18 protein-coding genes and 1 other RNA gene are annotated in these 20,518 nt (G+C 47.0%); 11 read left to right on the top strand and 8 right to left on the bottom strand.

The window, feature by feature from the left end:
- The first annotated feature begins 252 nt into the window (after positions 1-252).
- The 6 genes from L9P36_RS02240 (at position 253) to L9P36_RS02215 (ending at position 4,745) form a co-directional block, all read left to right on the top strand.
- Positions 253-555, top strand: coding sequence for a cell division protein ZapA (locus L9P36_RS02240; protein ID WP_237464563.1), 303 nt, complete (start codon positions 253-255; stop codon positions 553-555).
- A 7-nt stretch (positions 556-562) separates the two neighbouring features.
- A non-coding RNA gene (gene ssrS, locus L9P36_RS02235) (6S RNA) lies at positions 563-749 on the top strand.
- Between the two features lie 74 nt (positions 750-823).
- Positions 824-1,429, top strand: coding sequence for a 5-formyltetrahydrofolate cyclo-ligase (locus L9P36_RS02230; RefSeq protein WP_290368658.1), 606 nt, complete (start codon positions 824-826; stop codon positions 1,427-1,429).
- Between the two features lie 96 nt (positions 1,430-1,525).
- Entirely contained in the window at positions 1,526-2,182 is a 657-nt protein-coding gene (rpiA, locus tag L9P36_RS02225; protein ID WP_237464562.1) for a ribose-5-phosphate isomerase RpiA, read from the top strand.
- 229 nt (positions 2,183-2,411) lie between these two features.
- The gene (gene serA / locus L9P36_RS02220) at positions 2,412-3,644 is read left to right on the top strand and encodes a phosphoglycerate dehydrogenase (protein ID WP_237464561.1); all 1,233 of its coding nucleotides are present in this window, start codon (positions 2,412-2,414) and stop codon (positions 3,642-3,644) included.
- A gap of 270 nt (positions 3,645-3,914) precedes the next feature.
- Complete coding sequence (locus L9P36_RS02215; protein WP_237464559.1) at positions 3,915-4,745, top strand: hypothetical protein; 831 nt, start codon at positions 3,915-3,917, stop codon at positions 4,743-4,745.
- 113 nt (positions 4,746-4,858) lie between these two features.
- Here the strand turns inward: L9P36_RS02215 and L9P36_RS02210 are convergent, their stop codons facing one another.
- The 7 genes from L9P36_RS02210 to tkt form a co-directional block, all read right to left on the bottom strand.
- Positions 4,859-5,560, bottom strand: a complete 702-nt coding sequence (locus L9P36_RS02210) for an oxidative stress defense protein (protein WP_237464557.1) — start codon at positions 5,558-5,560, stop codon at positions 4,859-4,861.
- 125 nt (positions 5,561-5,685) lie between these two features.
- Complete coding sequence (mscS, locus tag L9P36_RS02205) at positions 5,686-6,537, bottom strand: small-conductance mechanosensitive channel MscS (RefSeq protein WP_237464555.1); 852 nt, start codon at positions 6,535-6,537, stop codon at positions 5,686-5,688.
- Between the two features lie 122 nt (positions 6,538-6,659).
- Complete coding sequence (fbaA, locus tag L9P36_RS02200) at positions 6,660-7,736, bottom strand: class II fructose-bisphosphate aldolase (RefSeq protein ID WP_237464554.1); 1,077 nt, start codon at positions 7,734-7,736, stop codon at positions 6,660-6,662.
- A gap of 157 nt (positions 7,737-7,893) precedes the next feature.
- Positions 7,894-9,054, bottom strand: coding sequence for a phosphoglycerate kinase (locus tag L9P36_RS02195; RefSeq protein ID WP_237464552.1), 1,161 nt, complete (start codon positions 9,052-9,054; stop codon positions 7,894-7,896).
- Between the two features lie 131 nt (positions 9,055-9,185).
- A complete protein-coding gene (gene epd, locus L9P36_RS02190) occupies positions 9,186-10,214 on the bottom strand; it encodes an erythrose-4-phosphate dehydrogenase (RefSeq protein WP_237464551.1) in 1,029 nt (342 codons plus the stop codon).
- A 103-nt stretch (positions 10,215-10,317) separates the two neighbouring features.
- Positions 10,318-11,826, bottom strand: a complete 1,509-nt coding sequence (locus tag L9P36_RS02185) for a phospholipase D family protein (protein WP_237464549.1) — start codon at positions 11,824-11,826, stop codon at positions 10,318-10,320.
- A 140-nt stretch (positions 11,827-11,966) separates the two neighbouring features.
- Positions 11,967-13,964 carry a transketolase gene (tkt, locus tag L9P36_RS02180; RefSeq protein WP_237464547.1) on the bottom strand — a complete coding sequence of 666 codons (1,998 nt, stop codon included), beginning with the start codon at positions 13,962-13,964 and terminating at the stop codon, positions 11,967-11,969.
- Positions 13,965-14,320: 356 nt separating this feature from the next.
- Between tkt and metK the strand changes: the two genes are divergently transcribed.
- Positions 14,321-15,472, top strand: a complete 1,152-nt coding sequence (gene metK / locus L9P36_RS02175; RefSeq protein ID WP_237464545.1) for a methionine adenosyltransferase — start codon at positions 14,321-14,323, stop codon at positions 15,470-15,472.
- A 133-nt stretch (positions 15,473-15,605) separates the two neighbouring features.
- On the opposite strand, the gene L9P36_RS02170 is transcribed toward metK, so the two are convergent.
- Positions 15,606-17,222 (bottom strand): methyl-accepting chemotaxis protein, encoded by a 1,617-nt coding sequence (locus L9P36_RS02170; protein ID WP_237464543.1) that lies wholly within the window; start codon positions 17,220-17,222, stop codon positions 15,606-15,608.
- Between the two features lie 120 nt (positions 17,223-17,342).
- Between L9P36_RS02170 and L9P36_RS02165 the strand changes: the two genes are divergently transcribed.
- The 4 genes from L9P36_RS02165 to gshB all read left to right on the top strand — a co-directional run bounded on the left by L9P36_RS02165 (position 17,343) and on the right by gshB (position 20,482).
- Entirely contained in the window at positions 17,343-17,855 is a 513-nt protein-coding gene (locus tag L9P36_RS02165; RefSeq protein WP_237464542.1) for a SprT family zinc-dependent metalloprotease, read from the top strand.
- Positions 17,856-17,954: 99 nt separating this feature from the next.
- Positions 17,955-18,668: a deoxyribonuclease I gene (gene endA / locus L9P36_RS02160; protein ID WP_237464540.1), complete on the top strand. Its 714-nt coding sequence runs from the start codon at positions 17,955-17,957 to the stop codon at positions 18,666-18,668.
- A gap of 119 nt (positions 18,669-18,787) precedes the next feature.
- Positions 18,788-19,519: a 16S rRNA (uracil(1498)-N(3))-methyltransferase gene (rsmE, locus tag L9P36_RS02155; RefSeq protein ID WP_237464539.1), complete on the top strand. Its 732-nt coding sequence runs from the start codon at positions 18,788-18,790 to the stop codon at positions 19,517-19,519.
- A 12-nt stretch (positions 19,520-19,531) separates the two neighbouring features.
- Positions 19,532-20,482: a glutathione synthase gene (gene gshB, locus L9P36_RS02150; protein WP_237464537.1), complete on the top strand. Its 951-nt coding sequence runs from the start codon at positions 19,532-19,534 to the stop codon at positions 20,480-20,482.
- Positions 20,483-20,518: the final 36 nt, after the last annotated feature.

Raw genomic sequence — 20,518 nt, 5'->3', positions numbered from 1 at the left:
ATTGATTATTGCGCATGCTACCACTGCCGCGCCAATTTCTCATCTATCACCGCCGCTTTTTCCGAGATCGCAAGGCCAGCTGCTGCGATTTTCGACAAAGCGCAAAAAGGTCGAGTTGAACTGAGCAAAGTTACAGCGAACAAGCCGTAACACGCTTGCTTTTTACCCCCCCATTGCCTATTGTGGCAATCAGAGCAGGTCATTTGCGCCCTGCGGTTGATTGAGAATTAGTGCTACGGAGCCCATGACAAAATGACGACACAGGCGGTTCAAATCGAAGTGTTGGGACGTCGAATCGGCGTAAACTGTCCAACGGGACAAGAGCAAGCGCTGCACCAAGCTGCAAACTATCTCAAACAAGAGCTCGATAAATTAGCCAAGCGCGCAAATGGTAGTAGCGGCGATCAGATTTTGACCATCGCGGCACTCAATGTCTGCTACGAATTACTGCAGTTGCGTCATGAACATCAAGCCGAAAAACAACGGGTTGATGACAGAATCATGCAACTACAACAAGCACTTGAGTCAGCGCTTAAACAACATAGCGCGGTTTAAGTTACCTATTTTCCTGGAGTGTTCGTCAGTGGATGAATGTCCCCTGAGCCGATAATCAAACCAAAGGATGGTTAACAGATTGGCTATTGAGCATGCTCGGCTCGTACCGAGAAGCCTACGGTTCCAACGTTAGCTGTCCGCCTTGAACCTAAGGGTTCAAGGGCTGCCATCCTCAACGGCACTCCGGGATTCCTCTCTTTTTTCTTTCGCCTTTGCTACTTCCTTGGGTATGATTCTGGTGATCATTTGCTCAGCACAGGGATAGTTTGTGTCTCACTCACTCCATGACCAACTGGCGCGTCAAACACTTCGTCAAACACTCAAAGGCAAACGCCGGGCGCTATCCATGGCGCAACAATGCAGCGCAAGCCAAGCGATTATTCTGCCAATTTTGTCGCAAATTGCGCAGCATCGAGCGCAGCATGTCGCCTTTTATCTCGCCAGCGATGGCGAAATCGACCCTATGCCGGCGATGCAAGCTTGCTGGCAGCAGCAGATTCAAACCTATCTTCCAGTGCTACACCCTTTTCGCAAAGGTCATTTATTGTTTTTGCATTTCACCGCAGATACACCAATGCAAACCAATCGCTATGGTATTCAAGAGCCGCAACTCTCTGTGCAACGCGTGCTGCCGCTACAACAGCTTCATTTAATCTTTACCCCCTTAGTGGGATTTGACGCACAAGGCCATCGCCTCGGCATGGGCGGCGGCTATTACGATCGCACTCTTGCGCTTAACGAAACACTCCCAGCCATTGGTCTTGCCCATGATTGCCAGCAAGTGGCGAAAATACCAACTGCGACTTGGGATCAACCACTTTTGCAAGTGATTACCCCTGAAAATCACGCAATCGTTAACGTTAAATCCAAATAATCATGACCTAGCACATGTTTTACGCCTGACGGGGGTGAAAAATTAACGCTATAATGCGCCATCGCTTGGTGTGGATGATTGATACAGGAGAGAACAATGACCCAAGATGAAATGAAAAAAGCGGCAGGCTGGGCAGCCTTAGAATTTGTTCAAGACAACAGCATCGTTGGGGTGGGCACAGGTTCAACCGTGAATCATTTTATCGATGCCCTTGGCACCATGAAAGATCGCATTGAAGGTGCAGTATCTAGCTCTGAAGCCTCAACTGAGCGTCTAAAAGCCATGGGAATTCCTGTATTTGATTGCAACCAAGTAGACAAACTCGATATCTATGTCGATGGTGCGGATGAAATCACAGCACACAAGGCAATGATCAAAGGCGGTGGTGCGGCGCTAACCCGTGAAAAGATTGTCGCGGCTATTGCAGATACTTTTGTTTGTATTATCGATGACACCAAACAAGTTGAGTTACTCGGTAAATTCCCATTGCCCGTTGAAGTGATTCCTATGGCGCGCAGCTATGTGGCGCGTGAGTTGGCAAAATTGGGCGGTCGCCCAGTCTATCGTCAAGGCGTGATCACCGACAATGGCGGTCAGATTTTGGATGTGCATGATCTACAGATCACTGATCCACAAGCACTTGAAACCAAGATTAATGGTATTGCTGGCGTGATCACTGTGGGTCTATTTGCCCACCGCGGCGCGGATGTGGTAATCATGGGCACCCCTGAAGGCGCGAAGCGAATCGACTAAATTTTTTTACATTTGCGCATCAGGATGCACAAATGTTGTTATCAGATCAAAAACGGCGCACTTAGCGCCGTTTTTTCTATGCTATGTCGTAATATTTTTACCCAAACTGATGATTTTTTGATAAGTTAGTTGAGAAATTCAGGCCACGGCCTCTGACGCTAGCCCACGCAACCGATTCCAAGCGGCGCCTTGTCGTAGTCTGTCCCACTGTTTTAAGGACGAAATTACAATGGCTAAATTTTCACTGGACAAGGACAAAATCAAAATTCTGATGCTTGAGGGACTTCATCCATCTTCACTGGAAGTGCTTCAAAACGCAGGTTACACCAACATCGAATACCACAAAGGTTCCTTGTCAGGTGACGCACTAATCGAAGCGATTAAAGATGCGCACTTTGTTGGCATTCGCTCACGCACCAACCTCACTGCAGAAGTGCTTGAGCAAGCGAAAAAGCTAACCGCAATTGGTTGTTTCTGTATTGGTACCAACCAGGTGGATCTCAAAGCCGCCGCCGCGCGTGGTATTCCTGTATTTAACGCGCCGTTCTCAAACACTCGTAGTGTGGCTGAGCTTGTTCTTGCCGAAATCATTCTATTGCTTCGCGGCGTGCCAGAGAAAAACGCCAAAGCTCACCGTGGTGAGTGGATCAAATCAGCAGACCACGCCTTTGAAGCGCGCGGTAAAAAACTGGGCATCATCGGTTACGGCCATATCGGTACTCAGTTGAGCATTTTGGCTGAAAACCTTGGCATGCAAGTTTATTTCTACGATATCGAAAGCAAACTCACCCTAGGTAATGCGGTGCAAGTGCCTTCGATGAGCGAGCTACTCAACAAGTGTGATGTGATCTCCTTGCATGTTCCTGAGACGCCAGAAACCAAGAATATGATGGGCGCAGAGGAATTTGCGCGCATGAAACCTGGCGCCATCTTTATCAACGCAGCACGTGGTACTGTGGTTGAAATTCCAGCCCTTTGCCAAGCACTTGAAAGCGGCCATTTGGCTGGTGCGGCTGTTGATGTGTTCCCAACTGAACCAAAAACCAACAAAGACCCATTTGAGTCTGATCTGCTGAAATATGACAATGTGCTGTTAACCCCACACATTGGTGGCTCAACGCAAGAAGCGCAGGAAAACATCGGTATCGAAGTTGCGGGTAAATTGGTGAAATACTCAGATAACGGCTCAACCCTTTCAGCGGTTGGCTTCCCTGAAGTTGCTTTGCCACAACATACGCAATCTTGCTCTCGCTTGTTGCACATTCACCGCAACCAGCCTGGTATTTTGACTCAAATTAACACCATCTTCGCAGAAGAGAAGATCAACATCGCGGCGCAGTATCTGCAAACAGCCAACGATGTCGGTTATGTGGTCATTGATGTTGAAACTGAGCGTTCACAAGATGCCTTGACTAAGCTCAAGCAAATTGACGGCACTATTCGCGCACGCATTTTGCACTAACACTAGTCTCATTTGACGCGTTCAATCTGACAAAAGGCTCTTCATTGAAGGGCCTTTTTTATTGCGCCATAGCATCTCACACTCTCCCGCCACTGACGCCTCGACCCGACCTCAAGTCACACTACGCATCACCATGCATAACGATGATAAAATAATCATTCGCTTGCCTTAAATGTTGGATAAGCCACAAATTACGATAGATTCGTTTTTTATATAAGGAATAAGGCATATCATGCCGCCCCATATTATAAATGAATATAAGGAAATCCTGTGAAGCTGAAAATGCTCTCAATTTTATTTCTTTCTGCGGGCTTGTTGTCGGGTTGCAATATTGATGAAGAAGAGACCTTTAGCGATGCTGAAGTGATAGAAGCGGTCAAATGCACCAACCAACAATGTTATAACGGTGTATTGGATGTATGGACCGGCTGGGGCGATCTCACTAATCATAACTGTTATGGCAATTATTGCTTTGAGTCTAAACCCACACAAATGATAGATGCCGCAAGACTCACGCGCTTTAAAGATGGCCACCTGATTCCAGTTTATTTTCGTGAGAAAGAAGACCCACGCTTTGTCAAAGCCATGGATGAAATGGAAAGGCTTGCTGGCTATAAACTCTTTGATCGCATGGGCGTCGTTGATATCGACATTTCCGACCCAGAACATATCGACCTATCTGGCTTAAGCTATGATTGGGGCTTTATCCTCAGCGAAGGTACTGCGCCAGGGATGATCATGGGCAACTGTAGTAAAGGCACGGTGTCCACTGGTCCTTATACGACAAACACAGTGCAATCCATTGTCGATCCTGATGATTTCAGCATCAGCTATCAAAGAGACCCCTATGGAACAACGACGCCAAAATTCGCTTGGGTGAATATCGATAGCTTAAAAGGTGCCAATGGTGGCCTGATCACTTGTAATGCGCGCGCGCCGCAAGATGTCGCCATCCATGAATTTGCACACGCCATGGGCATGGTGCACCATTTCCTTAACTTCGGTGAAGGTGATGCTTGGGGCTCAAATGCTGAGCGCGTGTTTAAAACCATGTATCGAAATCCGCAAGGCACAGCGTTTGATGCGCTAATTGCAAATTAGCAAACATTCGATTGAAACCAATCATCACCATAACAAAAAGCCCCGAACATTCGGGGCTTTTTTCGCAACCGTACTCAGACCTACGCACGATAGGTGAAATACAGATAAGCAGCTTATTCCGCTAATTTAAAGATCACTTCAATGCTATCGCTTACAGTAATGGTGCTATCTTGATAGCCAGCGCGAGCGCTATTTAATGATTTTGCTTCCGCCGCCATCGCATAAACTGGCATCGGACCGCGTTTTTGATAGGTCACTTGCCAAACACCATCGACTTCTTGGCCAAAACCTTTGGCGATATCTGCGGCAAGCATTTTCGCATTGGCAATAGCTTGTTGACGTGCTTGCTGCTGCAAGTCATCCGCTTTGCTGCTTTTTAACTGCACATTGCTCACCTGATTAAAACCTTGCGTCAACGCAATATTCAGTAGTGAGCTTAGTTTATCCAGATCGGTCACAGTCACAGTCACTTGACGCGTGGCGACATACCCTACCAATTTGCGTTCGTTATCTTTGGAATAGTTATAACGTGGCTGCACCATCAGATTGCTACTTTGAATCTGATCTTGATTCACACCTTGCTTAGCTAATTTCGCAAGAAAATCAGCGACCACTTTGTCCGCTTGTTTTTTCGCATCTTCTGGCTTTTTCGCCAGCGTTTCTACTGAGACTGAAAACTCGGCCATATCCGGCTTTGCTTTCACTTCACCGTGGCCAACCACTGAGATGTGCGCAAAATCGGGTTCCTGCGCCATCGCAGGGAATACCAATAGGCTCGATAGCATTAAAACACTGGCTTGCATTAACTTGCGCATGGTTGTCTCCTTTTATCGCAAAGCTGTTTTACATTGCTTGGACTCGTATTTTTTTCAAAATATCCCTGAATGTTGAAAAAAGCATAAAAAAAGGCGCATTCGCGCCTTTTTTTTATCAATTGACCTTATTTGTTGATCTGCTCAAGATGTACATCCATTTGTGGAAATGGAATTTGAATCCCATGAGCATCTAGTGTTTCTTTGATCGCTTGTAACGAGTCAAAATACACATCCCAATAGTCTTCCGTTTTGACCCATGGGCGCACCACAAAGTTCACAGAAGAGTCCGCTAGAGCGCTCACGCCAATGGTAATACCTAAACGAGCAATCACACGCTCATCGGCCAAAAGCACCTCTTCAATTACTTTTTTGACCAGCGTGAGATCACTGTCATAGCCCACACCAATCACATGATCGATGCGACGCACTTTATGGCGCGAATAGTTGGTAATTGGCGAACCGATAATAGCAGCGTTAGGAACCACCACCATTTTATTATCCGGTGTGGTCAAAATGGTTTGGAAAATTTGAATCGAATCCACCGCACCAGCAACGCCACTCACTTCCACATAATCCCCTGATTTAAATGGACGGAAAGCGACAATCAGCACACCTGCGGCAAAGTTAGAGAGCGAGCCCTGTAGCGCTAAGCCAATAGCCAAACCGGCGGCACCAATCACCGCAACCACAGATGCAGTTTGTACGCCAATGCGGCTCAGTGCGGCAATCAGAACGATGATAAAAAGGGTATAACGCACAATGGCATGAACAAAATCAACGACGGCTTTATCCAGCTCTTTTTTACGCAGCACTTTACTCACGCTATTGGCAACCATCTTCACCACAAAGTTACCAATGACAAGAATCAGAATCGCAGCAATGATATTGACGCTGTATTCCACCAATAAATTTGAATTTTGAGTAAACCAAGATTCTACTTGCGCAAGAGAATCGGTAATTGCGGTTTGATCCGGCATAAAACAAGCTCCTTAAGATTTCTAACTTATTTAATATAGTCAGCGCGTTATGATTCGCGCTCTTTTATAAAAAAACCCGCGCCTTGGCGCGGGTTTTTCAATTCACGAAATCGCGTCGTAACTTATAGTACGTCGATTGCGTTAAGGTCTGAGAACGCTTTTTCAAGACGTGCAACCATAGACGCTTGACCAGCACGTAGCCATACGCGTGGATCGTAGTATTTCTTGTTTGGTGCAGATTCGCCAGTTGGGTTACCGATTTGACCTTGTAGGTAATCGTGGTTTTCCGCTTCGTACTTACGGATACCATCCCAAGTTGCCCACTGAGTATCGGTATCGATGTTCATTTTGATAACACCGTAAGAGATAGACTCTTTGATTTCTGCTTCAGTTGAACCTGAACCACCGTGGAATACGAAGTTCAATGAGTTTGCAGGAAGACCGAATTTCTCAGAACAGTATGCTTGAGAATCACGTAGGATAGTTGGAGTTAGTACAACGTTACCTGCTTGGTAAACACCGTGTACGTTACCGAAAGATGCTGCGATAGTGAAACGGTGGCTGATTGGGCTTAGTTTCTCGTATGCGTATGCAACGTCTTCAGGAGAAGTGTATAGCTCAGAAGAATCCATATCTGAGTTATCAACGCCATCTTCTTCACCACCAGTACAACCTAGTTCAAACTCTAGAGTCATACCCATTTTTTCCATGCGAGCTAGGTATTTTGCACAGATTTCGATGTTCTCTTCTAGAGACTCTTCAGAAAGGTCGATCATGTGAGAAGAGAATAGTGGCTTACCAGTTTCTGCGAAGTGTTTTTCACCTGCGTCTAGTAGACCGTCGATCCATGGAAGTAGTTTCTTCGCAGCGTGGTCAGTGTGAAGAATAACTGGCACACCGTAAGTTTCAGCAACTGCGTGAACATATTTCGCACCAGCAACAGCACCTAGGATTTGTGCGCCTTGACCTTCAAGCTTCACACCTTTACCACAGAAGAAGCCAGCACCGCCGTTAGAGAATTGAACTACAACAGGTGCTTTTACTTTTGCTGCTGCTTCTAGAACACCGTTTACAGAATCAGTGTTTACAACGTTTACCGCTGGTAGTGCGAAGTTGTTTTCTTTTGCAACTGCAAATACTTTTTGAACGTCATCACCAGAGATAACACCTGGTTTTACGAAGTCGAAGATCTTAGACATGGATAGAGTCCTGTTTATCTGTCGTTTTAAAATAAAACTGGTTAAATATTGATTATTCTTGCAAACGTTTGCTCGTAACCGGCGGCTATTCTATCAGCTCACTCCCCTACGTCGCAAACAACAAAACGGGAGATGCAATCTCCCGTTTTATCAGATATTACTTAGCGCGTTGCTCTAGCATTTCTACTGCTGGAAGAACTTTACCTTCAACGAATTCAAGGAAAGCACCGCCGCCAGTTGAGATGTAAGATACGTCAGCTTTGATACCGAACTTGTCGATTGCTGCTAGGGTGTCACCACCACCTGCAACAGAGAAGCCTGCTGATTTTGCAATCGCTTCAGAGATACCTTTAGTACCTGCTTCGAAGTTCTTGAACTCAAATACGCCAACTGGACCATTCCATAGGATGGTTTTTGCATTCGCGATGATGTCTGCTAGAACTGCAGTTGAATCTGGACCTAGGTCGAAGATCATGTCGTCATCTTGAACGTCTGCAACGTTTTTGATTTCAGCTTCTGCGTTTTCGTCGAATGCTTTCGCACATGCAACGTCAGTTGCAACTGGGATTGAACACTCTTTCATTAGTTTTTGAGCAGTTTCAATCAGGTCAGCTTCGTATAGAGACTTACCTACATTGTGGCCTTCAGCTGCAATGAAAGTGTTCGCAATACCACCACCAACAACAAGTTGGTCAGCGATTTTAGATAGCGACTCAAGTACAGTTAGCTTGGTAGAAACTTTAGAACCACCAACGATAGCAACAAGTGGACGCTCTGGGTTGCTCATTGCTTTGCCTAGTGCTTCTAGCTCAGCTGCAAGTAGAGGACCTGCACATGCTACAGGTGCGTGCATACCAACGCCGTGAGTTGATGCTTGTGCGCGGTGCGCAGTACCGAATGCATCCATAACGAAGATGTCACATAGCGCTGCATATTTCTTAGAAAGCTCTTCTTCGTTCTTCTTCTCGCCTTTGTTGAAGCGAACGTTTTCTAGAACAACAAGCTCACCTGCGTTTAGCTCAAGACCATCTAGGTAATCTTTCGCTAGTTTTACTTCGCAATCTAGTGCGTCGTTTAGGTAGTTTACAACTGGTAGTAGAGAGAACTCTTCAGCGTATTCACCTTCAGTTGGACGACCAAGGTGAGAAGTTACCATCACTTTTGCGCCAGCTTCTAGGCAAAGCTTGATAGTAGGAAGTGAAGCGATGATACGCGCGTCAGAAGTGACTTTGCCATCTTTTACTGGCACGTTAAGGTCAGCACGGATAAATACACGTTTACCGGCCAGATCAAGATCAGTCAGCTTAATCACAGACATGTTAGGTCCTCTCAAATGTTTTCAAAGTTTGCCATTTAGCTTCATGCCAAATGTTTCAAAATAAAACTGCTTAATTAATGGGGATGCCTTTTTTGATTTCAAGGCACCACCTGAAAAATTCTTACAAAATTTTAAGCCGTCGGCTCCCACCAGGCTTGGGCTGTATCTAACATACGATTTGCAAAGCCCCACTCATTGTCGCACCACACCAGCATTTTCACCAAGCGGTGGTTACTCACCCGAGTTTGCGTACCATCGACAATGGCGCTGTGTGGGTCATGGTTAAAGTCCATGGAAACCAAAGGCGCGTCAGTATAATCGACAACGCCCCGTAATGTACCGCGAGATGCCTGAATTAAAGCTTGATTTACATCATGAACAGTGACGTTTTTGTGAACAGTCACACTTAAATCCATGGCGGTAACATTGAGGGTAGGAACGCGCACCGAGATCGCCTCAAAGTGCTCGCTAAATTTTGGCAAAATGCGCTTAATGCCCTGGGCTAATTTGGTATCCACCGGGATAATCGATTGACCTGCTGCGCGGGTACGGCGCAGATCTGAATGATAAGCATCGATCACTTGCTGATCATTCATCGCCGAATGAATCGTGGTAATGGTGCCAGATTCGATACCAAATTGACGGTCTAGGACGTCAATTACAGGGACGATACAGTTGGTGGTACAAGAACCATTGGAGATCACCCGCTGCGATGGATGCAAGGTATGGTGATTCACGCCAAAGATCACCGTATTATCGAGATCTTGGCTGCCAGGATGAGAGAACATCACGCGCTTTGCGCCCGCTTCAATATGCGCAAGGCCAGCGGCTTTATCGCCAAAGACCCCAGTACAATCTAAAACAAGATCCACATTGAGCGCTTGCCAAGGCAGATCAGCCAGATGTTGATGATGACAGAGCTGAATGGAATCCACACCCTGCGGCTGATGAATCTGCAATTGATGTTGATCAACACTCACCTTGTATGCAAAACGACCATGGGTGGTGTCATATTGCAGCAGATGTGCCATAGCCTGAGGCTCGGCTAATTCATTAATCGCCACCACCTGCATCTGTGCGCGATGGCCACTTTCATACAGCGCACGAAGCACGCTGCGGCCAATACGGCCAAATCCATTAATTGCTACTTTTAATGTCATCGTTACTGCTCATCTCCAAGGCGGCGTTAGTGTACCGCAGCGCCGCTTGGATAGCGAGTCAGGGCGCAATAAATCGCCCCCAAACCTGCGTAAACATATTTCTCTAAAGTAATGATTCCACAGGCATCCAACCATATATTTTTGCGCCCCAACGACGCCATAACGCGGTTTCTGGCTCTTGGCTGTAAGTGATTTGATTTTGATGATCTTGCCAGCGAATCTGCTCTTGCTCATTCAAGGTTAACTGATACGCAGTGGCGGGAAGGAGCCGCGCCACTTGTTGTTCAATCTGCTGCGCCAATGCTGGCGCATCAATCATGATCCCAAGTTCGGTATTGAGATAAGCCGAGCGCGGATCAAAATTAAAAGAGCCGACAAACACATGACGGTGATCTAACACAAAGGTTTTCGCATGCAGACTAGTTTTCAGCAATAGATCAAGTTGCTCATCATGCTGCGTCCCTTTCACCTCCCAAAGCAAGATGCCTGCCTTGAGTAAGGCATGGCGATATTTGGCGTACCAACCATGCACTTGCAGCACATTATTAGAAGACAACGAGTTGGTCACTATGGTGATATCAAGACCGCGTGATTTGGCAGCAATCAGCGCATCAACACCACTTTGGGTTGGAATAAAATAAGGGGAGACCAATAAAATTCGCTGATTGGCTTGCAACATGGCTTGGCCAATTTGATCCAAAATGCGCTGCTCAGTCGCTTGCGGATTATCAATTTTAGCTGGATCGTCAAAAAACAAAGCGGCCAATCCTTGATGCCAACTATTGAGTGCTAAAGTGTCCAGCCAATCCTGCGCTAACAGCCAATAGGTATGCGCTGAATAGTGCTCACTCAGCTGCCCTACCCAGGCTTGCACTCGCGGGGTTTGCAATTGCCACTCACGGCCTAACACATGACTCACAGGTTGCGCAGAAGCGCTGTTCCAATATTGATCGAACTGCGCTCCGATTTGCGGCACCACCTCACCAATCACCAAGAGATCATAATCGCCAAATTCCACCTCAGCTTCTGGCAACAGATACTCATCACCAATATTGCGCCCGCCGACCACGGCGCCCACGCCATCAACGATCAGCGCTTTATTGTGCATACGACGATTCAGGCTGCCGACATCGGCCAGTAGTGCAATGGAGCCCAGCACTCGGCTACCTAAGGGATTAAAAAGACGAACCTCAATATTAGGATGCGCGGCCAATTTCAGTAGCGTGTCATCACTGCGTTTTTGCATGTCATCGAGCAACATACGAACCCGCACGCCTCGCTCAGCGGCCTGCCACAACGCAAAGGAAAGCAAGTGCCCCACTTCATCTTCAGCAAAAATGTAATATTGCAGATCGATACTTTGCTCTGCATTGGCGATGAGTCCAAGACGCGCCAATAGCGCATCATCGCGACGTGCTAAATTTCGCACACTGGTTTGCGATGCCAATGCCGATAATTGAGCGCGCAGTGTTAGGCGCCACTGAGCAAGGGTGGTTTGCTCATCGACGGGCAATTGATAACTCTTGGATTTATTGACCTCATGAGCACGTCCCAAGCCATAAAATACCAATATCGCTACCAACACTGCCAAGATCAAAAACGCCTTTTTCATCACCATTCCCTGTGCTTATCGCTCGCGCCTGTGAACAACATTTAACCAAAGGCATTCCCAAAAGGCAAAATTGCACAGAAAAACAGCAATAAAAAAAAGCGCCTCAAGGAGGCGCTTTTTATCAATCAAGCAAAGTGCGATTAAGCAAGCAATTCGCGCGCAGTATCTACTGCGTTTTCAACGGTGAAACCAAACATTTTGAATAGCTCATCTGCAGGTGCAGACTCACCAAAGCTGGTCATACCGATGATGCGACCATCAAAGCCAACATACTTGTACCAAAAATCAGCAATACCTGCTTCGATTGCAACGCGAGCCGTTACATCAGAAGGCAATACAGCTTCGCGGTAAGCCGCATCTTGCTTGTCAAACACGTCAGTTGCTGGCATGGAAACAACGCGAACTTGTTTACCTTCAGCGCTCAACTGTGCTGCAGCTTCGACGGCTAGCTCAACTTCAGAACCCGTAGCGATAAAGATAAGCTCAGGTTTGCCTGCGCAATCTTTCAGGATGTAACCACCTTTAGTGATGTCAGCCAATTGCTGCGCGTCACGTGGTTGCTGTGCCAAGTTTTGACGAGAGAAGATTAGCGCTGTTGGGCCATCTTTACGCTCAATTGCAAATTTCCAAGCCACTGCAGATTCAACTTGGTCACATGGACGCCATGTGCTCATGTTAGGCGTCAAACGAAGAGAAGCAATTTGCTCAACTGGTTGGTGTGTCGGACCATCTTCACCCAAGCCAATGGAGTCATGGGTGTAAACTTGAATGTTTTGCACTTTCATTAGTGCAGCCATACGCATTGCGTTACGCGCGTATTCCATAAACATCAAGAAGGTTGCACCGTAAGGAACAAAGCCACCGTGTAGCGCAATACCGTTGATGATCGCGGTCATACCAAATTCACGCACACCGTAGTGAATGTAGTTACCAGAGAAATCATCGGCAGTCAGTGATTTTGAACCAGACCACATGGTAAGGTTTGAAGGCGCCAAGTCAGCAGAGCCACCCATAAATTCAGGTAGCATTTTACCAAAGGCTTCCAATGCATTTTGTGACGCTTTACGAGATGCAATATTGGCAGGATTTGCTTGAAGATCTGCAATGATTTTGCTGGTTTCAGCTTCCCACTGTGCTGGTAGCTCACCGCTCATGCGGCGGGTATATTCAGCTGCAAGCTCTGGGTATGCCGCTGCATAAGCCGCAAATTTTTGATCCCATGCGCTTTCAACCGTTTGACCGGCTTCTTTTGCATCCCACTGCGCATAAATATCTGCAGGGATTTCAAATGGACCGTATTCCCAGCCTAGGAATTCACGTGCCGCTTTGATTTCCTCATGACCTAGTGGTGCACCGTGACAGTCATGTGAGCCAGATTTGTTTGGCGAACCAAAACCGATAATGGTTTTAGTACAGATCAGTGTTGGCTTGCCTGTTTCAGCTTTTGCCGCTTGGATCGCAGCTTCAATCGCCGCGCTATCGTGACCATCAACCGCAGGAATCACATGCCAGCCGTAAGCTTCAAAGCGTTTCGCTGTGTCGTCAGAGAACCAACCTTCAACATGACCATCGATTGAGATGCCGTTGTCATCCCAAAATGCGATCAATTTACCCAAACCCAAGGTACCCGCCAAAGAACAGGCTTCGTGTGAGATACCTTCCATCAAACAACCGTCACCCATGAACACATAAGTGTGGTGGTCAACGATCTCATGACCTTCTTTGTTAAATTGAGCCGCAAGCGCTTTTTCAGCCATCGCCATACCCACAGCATTGGTAATGCCTTGGCCTAGTGGACCTGTGGTGGTTTCAATACCTGGCGCATAACCATACTCTGGGTGGCCCGGAGTTTTTGAATGAAGTTGGCGGAAGTTTTTCAGATCGTCGATAGAGAGGTCGTAACCGGTCAAATGTAGAAGAGAGTAAATCAACATTGAACCGTGGCCGTTAGACAGGATGAAGCGGTCGCGATCGGCCCATTTAGGATTGGTTGGGTTGTGCTTGAGGTGATCACGCCACAACACTTCGGCAATATCTGCCATACCCATAGGTGCGCCCGGGTGGCCAGAATTAGCTTGTTGTACGCCATCCATGCTCAACGCGCGAATCGCGTTAGCCAGTTGTTTACGAGACGACATGTCTGCTCCTAATCGAAAAGACGGTTTTATAGACTCATGCCAAATCAGGGCACAAGTGATGAAATAGCGGGCGCTATTGTCGCAAAATCTCACCACTTTTCGCAACGTTGAAAGTCGCCTTTTGTCGCCTTTCTTTCATCATTTTTCCTTTGAAACTCAATGTGCAGGAACGCCTTGCGCTAAGGCTTTGGTAAATAAGCAAACGATTGGCAAATTAGTAAAAATGTGCGAGATAAAAATTTGTTGATTTTGACACAGCTCAAATTAAAATAGACGTCCAGATGGAGGAACATCCACGCGTTCAGATAGCAATTTTGCTCGTGGTTTCCTATTTACATTCAAATTGGGACAACGAAATGACCAAACATCTATTTACCTCAGAATCAGTATCTGAAGGTCATCCAGATAAAATTGCGGATCAGATCTCTGATGCCGTGCTTGATGCCATTCTTGCACAAGACCCTAAAGCACGTGTTGCTTGTGAAACCTACGTGAAGACCGGCATGGTCATGGTGGGTGGTGAGATCACCACATCTGCATGGGTTGATATTGAAGAACTCACCCGTAAAACCGTACGTGACATCGGCTATGTTCACTCAGATATGGGTTTTGACGCGGACTCTTGCGCCATTTTGAACACCATCGGTAAACAATCACCAGATATCAACCAAGGCGTTGATAAAGCGGATCCAAAAGAGCAAGGCGCTGGTGACCAAGGCATTATGTTTGGTTATGCAACCAACGAAACTGACATTCTGATGCCAGCACCGATCACCTACGCACACCGTTTGGTTCAAAAACAAGCAGAAGTTCGTAAGAGCGGCAAACTTGATTTCCTTCGCCCAGATGCAAAATCTCAGGTGACCTTCCAATATGACCAAGGCAAGATCGTGGGTATCGATGCAGTGGTTCTTTCAACTCAGCACAGCGACAGCGTAAGCACACCAGATCTTCGCGAAGCGGTGATGGAAGAGATCATCAAGCCTGTATTGCCTGCAGAATGGATCAACAAAGACACCAACTTCTTTATCAACCCAACAGGTCGCTTTGTGATTGGCGGTCCAATGGGTGACTGTGGTCTAACTGGTCGTAAGATCATCGTCGATACCTACGGCGGCGCAGCGCGTCACGGTGGCGGTGCATTCTCTGGTAAAGATCCATCAAAAGTTGACCGCTCTGCCGCTTATGCAGCTCGCTATGTAGCGAAAAACATCGTCGCTGCGGGTATGGCTGACCGCTGTGAGATTCAATTGTCTTACGCAATCGGTGTAGCTGATCCAACATCTATCATGGTAGAAACCTTTGGTACTGAAAAAGTATCTCACGCGATTATCGTTGAAGCCGTTCGCCAACACTTCGACCTTCGCCCATACGGCCTACAAGAGATGTTGAACCTACTGCAACCGATTTACCAAAAAACGGCTGCATACGGTCACTTTGGTCGTGAAGAGTTCCCATGGGAAGCAACGGACAAAGCACAACTTCTTCGTGATTTCGCTGGCCTATAATCGCAAGCGCAATCTGAAAAAAGAGCACTTCGGTGCTCTTTTTTTTGCATCAAATTCGAAGAGGGATAGAGATAAGCAAAGATAAAAAAAGAGCGCTCAAGGCGCTCTTTTCAACAGAATATAACCGCAAGAATTAAGACAAGCGGAAGCGGTTAATCAAGGCTTCTAGCTCTTGTACACGAACGGTGAGCTGCGACACGCTAGCGCTACTTTCTGAAGCATGTGCCAAGGCTTGCTGTGACAAATCGTTAATCACAGTGACATCCGATGCAATTTCACGGGTCACGTGACTTTGCTCTTCCGTCGCCGTAGCGATGGTGTGAATTTTACTCATCACCTCTTCAGTGCTTGCCACGATCTGCTCTAACGCACTACCAGCGCCGGCACTTTGGGTGACACCAATTTCAACCAGAGCACGACTCTCTTCAGAGTGATTCACCGCTTCGCGGGTACCTTGCTGAATCGCTTCAATAATATTAGACACTTCTTGCGTCGCTTTGGTGGTACGCTCAGCCAGTGCGCGCACTTCATCGGCAACCACCGCAAAACCGCGGCCAAATTCACCCGCACGTGCCGCTTCGATGGCAGCGTTCAATGCCAATAGGTTAGTTTGCTCTGCAATATCTTTGATCACCTTGATCACGCTGCCAATCTCTTCGCTGCGCTGACCGAGCTGCTCCATCTTGCCAGACAGATCTTCCATCTGAGTAGATACTTGCTGAATATTAGTCACCATTTCTGCAATGACATGCTGACCATTTTGCGCTGCATCGCCAGACTGATTAGCACTATCTGCGGTATCGGTACTGTGCTGCGACACTTCTGAAATGGTCAAACTTAACTCTTCAGAGGCAGTGGCAATCAAATGTGATTTGCTGGCTTGCTGATTCGCACCATCGACAATGGCGTCACTGGCTTGAGACAGAGAAATCGTCACATCTTGTACCTGCGCACCCACCTCAGAAATGGAGCCAATCAAACTACGTAGCGAGTTTTGCATCTCATTTACTGACGATGCCAAATGCGCTAGCTCATCACCACTGTTATCGTGCAGCGGCGCCATAGTCAAATCACCCTGCGCAATGCGACGTGAGGTTTGATCCAAAGCTTCAATACGACGAATCAACGAGTTTGATAGACGATAAGCAATCACACTGGCCACCAAAGCAGCAATCAGTGTTGCAATCAACATCCCTTGCTCAATAGTGGTAAGGTTGTTGGTAAGACCTGCCAAAGCTTTTTCAGATTCCAGGATTTCGTTATCCACTAAACCATCTAAAGTTGATTCCAACTCAACCAAATAGCGTTGATCAAGCTGTTTAATATCGGCATAAATTACGACAGAATCAGTGACGCCATTCACGCGTGGTAGAATTTTACTTTCCAGATCAGCCATATACTGACTCATCAAGGATTTTACGCGATCCAGTTTTTGCTGATCGCCTGGGTTATTCACCTGCAGCGGATACAGCACATTGAAATAGGTTTCGAACTGCTGATAGTTTGAGTGAATACCCGCCTTGGCGTCTTCATCACCTTGAATATAAGCAAGCGTTGCTTTTTGCACATCGCCTACTTCATCAACCAAAAAGAGCAGTTGTACCAGACTTGGCACATCACTTTTTTCAATCGTTTGAGAAATATTGTGTGCACTTCTGACTTGGGTAAAAATAAAACCGACAGTGAGCACCATAAGTGCGATAACACTGCCAAAAGAAAGCATTAATTTTTGTTTTACAGTGAGTTTCATAAAATGCCATCAACTCCATCACTTCTAAAGGCTCAAGCCATCTATCGGCCAACACGCATGAAACTTAAACAAAATTTGAAAAAAAACGTGATCTGTCACAGTTAATCAACGCCACCGCCAATGAACAAACAAAAGATTGAAATTTCAGACATCCAGCGCCAACAAGTTGAGCAAGCACTTGGCCAGTGGCATCACATCGCTTGTCAGTACTTTCAAAAGTCGCCGCCGGTGCCTGAAATCAACTTTGCGCTGCGAGGTAAAGCTGCGGGCACAGCGCATGCTCAGCGCTGGCTCATACGCCTCAATGCCGTGCTTTTTTGTGATAATCAGACGGAATTTGTTCAGCAGGTAATTCCCCATGAACTGGCGCATCTTTGGGCGTTTTATCTCTATGGCAATCGACAAAAACCCCATGGGGATGCTTGGCGCGCGATCATGACGCAAGTATTTCAACGCCCAGCAGATGTCACCCATCAATTTGATATCAGCGCCAGCCAAGGAGAGCGCTATATCTATCATTGCGCCTGTCAACAGCATCATTTAACCATTCGCCGCCATAACAAGATTCAGCGTGGACAAACCCAATATCGCTGCAAAACATGCGGTGAAACATTGCGCGCACAAACGCAGTAATTTTTGACAGCGAAAAGACAGGTGCTGACAAATGAAAGCAGCGCCTCTGTCTCAATCTTGATAAAATCGATTTTTTGATGGATTTATCAGCGTGGTTGTATGTTGTCTCGCGTTCTTCTTTTGATTGTCGCCCTATGCGGCGCGCTCCCTTTTGCTAGTTATGCGGGTCACCCGCAATCTTTTTCCAAGGCCAAAACCATTTTGGTCAAAGAGATTTATGCCCAGCAAAATACTCCCACGTTTTACTGTGGCTGTGCGATCACTTGGCGCGGTAAAAAAGGAACACCCGATTTAGATTCATGCGGTTATCAAGTGCGTAAGCAAAAAAAACGCGCTGCGCGCATTGAGTGGGAACACATCATGCCGGCATGGCAATTTGGCCATCAGCGCCAATGTTGGAAAGAAGGCGGACGTAAAAAGTGCGGTAAAATCGACCCGACCTTTCGTTTGATGGAAAGCGATCTGCACAACCTCGTCCCTTCCATTGGCGAAGTCAATGGCGACCGCTCCAATTTTCGTTTTAGCCAGTGGAATAGCAATTTGGGTGCCTTCTATGGCCAATGTGAGATGAAAATCGACTTTAAACGCAAGCAAGCTGAGCCACCAGCACGCGCTCGTGGCGCCATTGCTCGCACCTATCTCTATATGGCAGACCGTTACAATCTTGCCCTCTCATCAGCACAGAAAAAACTGATGCTAGTTTGGAACAAAAAATACCCCGTAAGCGATTGGGAGTGTCGCCGCGATCAGCGTATCGCCAAGGTACAAGGCAACCACAACCCTTGGGTGCAGCGCGCCTGCCAAGGGCGATAGTCACCGCAATTTCAAATTCAAGTGAATACAAGTGCACCAATTTGCGCTTGTATTCACTGTCATTGACCCCCATCATTTGCTAAAGCGAATATTCAAATTACAAATAGAAAGAAGGTTTCATGCGTATTCCTCGTATTTATCATCCACAGCTGATTGAAAAGCTTGGTGTTATGGCACTGAGTGAAGATGGCGCAGGCCATGTCGGTCGCGTGCTTCGCATGCAGCCCGAACAGCAAGTGATGCTCTTTGATGGCAGCGGCGATCAATTTGTAGCCACCATTACCGAGGTGAGTAAAAAGCAGGTGTTGGTTGATGTGCAAGAACGCCAGCAGCACAGCATTGAATCCCCTTTAGATTTGCATCTAGGCCAAGTGATCTCACGCGGCGAAAAAATGGAATTCACCATTCAAAAATCGGTGGAGCTAGGCGTCAATACCATCACGCCGCTAATTTCTGAGCGTTGCGGTGTCAAATTGGATCAAAAACGGTTTGAAAAAAAACTGGCGCAATGGCAAAAAATCGCCATTGGTGCTTGCGAGCAAAGTGGCCGTAACCGCATTCCAGAAATTCGCCCCGTCATGTCACTAGAAGCATGGTGCGCTGAAAATGATGGCGCACTCAAACTCAATTTGCACCCGCGCGCGCCCTACTCCATTAATACGCTACCAACACCAGTTGAAAAAGTACGCCTATTAATTGGCCCAGAAGGTGGCCTCTCGCGTGAAGAGATTGCGATGACCCGCGATCATCAATTTACTGAAACCCTTTTAGGGCCTCGTGTACTGCGTACCGAAACCGCTGCGCTCACCGCCATTACAGCGCTTCAAGTTCGCTTTGGCGATTTAGGATAATAGGAGAATCAAATGATTAAACTTGGTGTGGTGATGGATCCCATTGCATCCATCAATACAAAAAAAGACTCCACCTTTGCCATGATGCTGGAAGCGCAGCGCCGCGGCTGGGAAGTGCACTACATCGAAATGAACGATCTATCCATGCTACAAGGCAAAGCGATGGCGCGCACTCGTACGGTGAAATTGGAAGATAACCCTGAGCAGTGGTATGAATTTACCAGTGAGCAAAATATTGCGCTCAGTGAGCTCGATGCCGTATTGATGCGCAAAGATCCACCATTTGATACCGAATATATCTACGCCACCTATATTCTAGAGCGCGCTGAAATTGAAGGCTGTTTGATCGTCAACAAACCGCAAAGCCTGCGTGATTGTAATGAAAAACTCTTTACCGCTTGGTTCCCAGAGCTCACTCCAACCACCTTGGTCAGTCGTGATGCAGCGCAAATCAAAGCGTTTTATCAGCAGCATGGCGATGTGATCCTCAAGCCTTTAGACGGCATGGGCGGCGCGTCGATTTTTCGCGTGCAAAAAGGCGATCCAAACCTTTCAGTGATCATCGAAACCCTCACAGGTCACGGCCAACATTTCTGTATGGCGCAAACCTTTGTTGCGGATATTCGCAACGGCGATAAGCGCATTTTGATGGTCGATGGCGAACCAATGCCTTACTGTCTTGCACGTATTCCAGCCAAAGGGGAAACCCGTGGTAACTTGGCAGCCGGTGGTAGCGGCGAACCGCGCCCACTGACCGAGGCCGATCTCAGTATTGCTCGCGCCGTCGGTCCAACCCTGAAAGCCAAAGGTTTGATCTTTGTTGGCTTGGATATCATTGGCGACAAACTCACTGAAATTAATGTCACCAGTCCAACCTGTATCCGTGAAATTGAGAAAGCTTTCCCAATCTCAATTACCGGAAAACTGATGGATGCCATTGCTGCTCGCATTGCGAAGGCATAAGCTTAAATTAAGTGCGGCGTTAGCCCCTGCTGCGCC

The sequence above is a fragment of the Vibrio stylophorae genome, from assembly GCF_921293875.1.
Lineage (GTDB): Bacteria > Pseudomonadota > Gammaproteobacteria > Enterobacterales > Vibrionaceae > Vibrio_A > Vibrio_A stylophorae.
The sequence above is the reverse complement of the archived record's forward strand: the minus strand, read 5'-3'. Positions and strand labels throughout refer to the sequence as shown.

What these genes read in the sequence shown, in the direction of transcription:
- L9P36_RS02165 (WP_237464542.1), top strand. Translation starts at nt 17,343, where the DNA reads ATGAACAAACAAAAGATTGAAATTTCAGACATCCAGCGCCAACAAGTT.
- L9P36_RS02185 (WP_237464549.1), bottom strand. Translation starts at nt 11,826, where the DNA reads ATGAAAAAGGCGTTTTTGATCTTGGCAGTGTTGGTAGCGATATTGGTA.
- mscS (WP_237464555.1), bottom strand. Translation starts at nt 6,537, where the DNA reads ATGCCGGATCAAACCGCAATTACCGATTCTCTTGCGCAAGTAGAATCT.
- L9P36_RS02210 (WP_237464557.1), bottom strand. Translation starts at nt 5,560, where the DNA reads ATGCGCAAGTTAATGCAAGCCAGTGTTTTAATGCTATCGAGCCTATTG.
- endA (WP_237464540.1), top strand. Translation starts at nt 17,955, where the DNA reads ATGTTGTCTCGCGTTCTTCTTTTGATTGTCGCCCTATGCGGCGCGCTC.
- fbaA (WP_237464554.1), bottom strand. Translation starts at nt 7,736, where the DNA reads ATGTCTAAGATCTTCGACTTCGTAAAACCAGGTGTTATCTCTGGTGAT.
- metK (WP_237464545.1), top strand. Translation starts at nt 14,321, where the DNA reads ATGACCAAACATCTATTTACCTCAGAATCAGTATCTGAAGGTCATCCA.
- epd (WP_237464551.1), bottom strand. Translation starts at nt 10,214, where the DNA reads ATGACATTAAAAGTAGCAATTAATGGATTTGGCCGTATTGGCCGCAGC.
- rpiA (WP_237464562.1), top strand. Translation starts at nt 1,526, where the DNA reads ATGACCCAAGATGAAATGAAAAAAGCGGCAGGCTGGGCAGCCTTAGAA.
- gshB (WP_237464537.1), top strand. Translation starts at nt 19,532, where the DNA reads ATGATTAAACTTGGTGTGGTGATGGATCCCATTGCATCCATCAATACA.
- tkt (WP_237464547.1), bottom strand. Translation starts at nt 13,964, where the DNA reads ATGTCGTCTCGTAAACAACTGGCTAACGCGATTCGCGCGTTGAGCATG.
- L9P36_RS02240 (WP_237464563.1), top strand. Translation starts at nt 253, where the DNA reads ATGACGACACAGGCGGTTCAAATCGAAGTGTTGGGACGTCGAATCGGC.
- rsmE (WP_237464539.1), top strand. Translation starts at nt 18,788, where the DNA reads ATGCGTATTCCTCGTATTTATCATCCACAGCTGATTGAAAAGCTTGGT.
- L9P36_RS02195 (WP_237464552.1), bottom strand. Translation starts at nt 9,054, where the DNA reads ATGTCTGTGATTAAGCTGACTGATCTTGATCTGGCCGGTAAACGTGTA.
- L9P36_RS02170 (WP_237464543.1), bottom strand. Translation starts at nt 17,222, where the DNA reads ATGAAACTCACTGTAAAACAAAAATTAATGCTTTCTTTTGGCAGTGTT.
- serA (WP_237464561.1), top strand. Translation starts at nt 2,412, where the DNA reads ATGGCTAAATTTTCACTGGACAAGGACAAAATCAAAATTCTGATGCTT.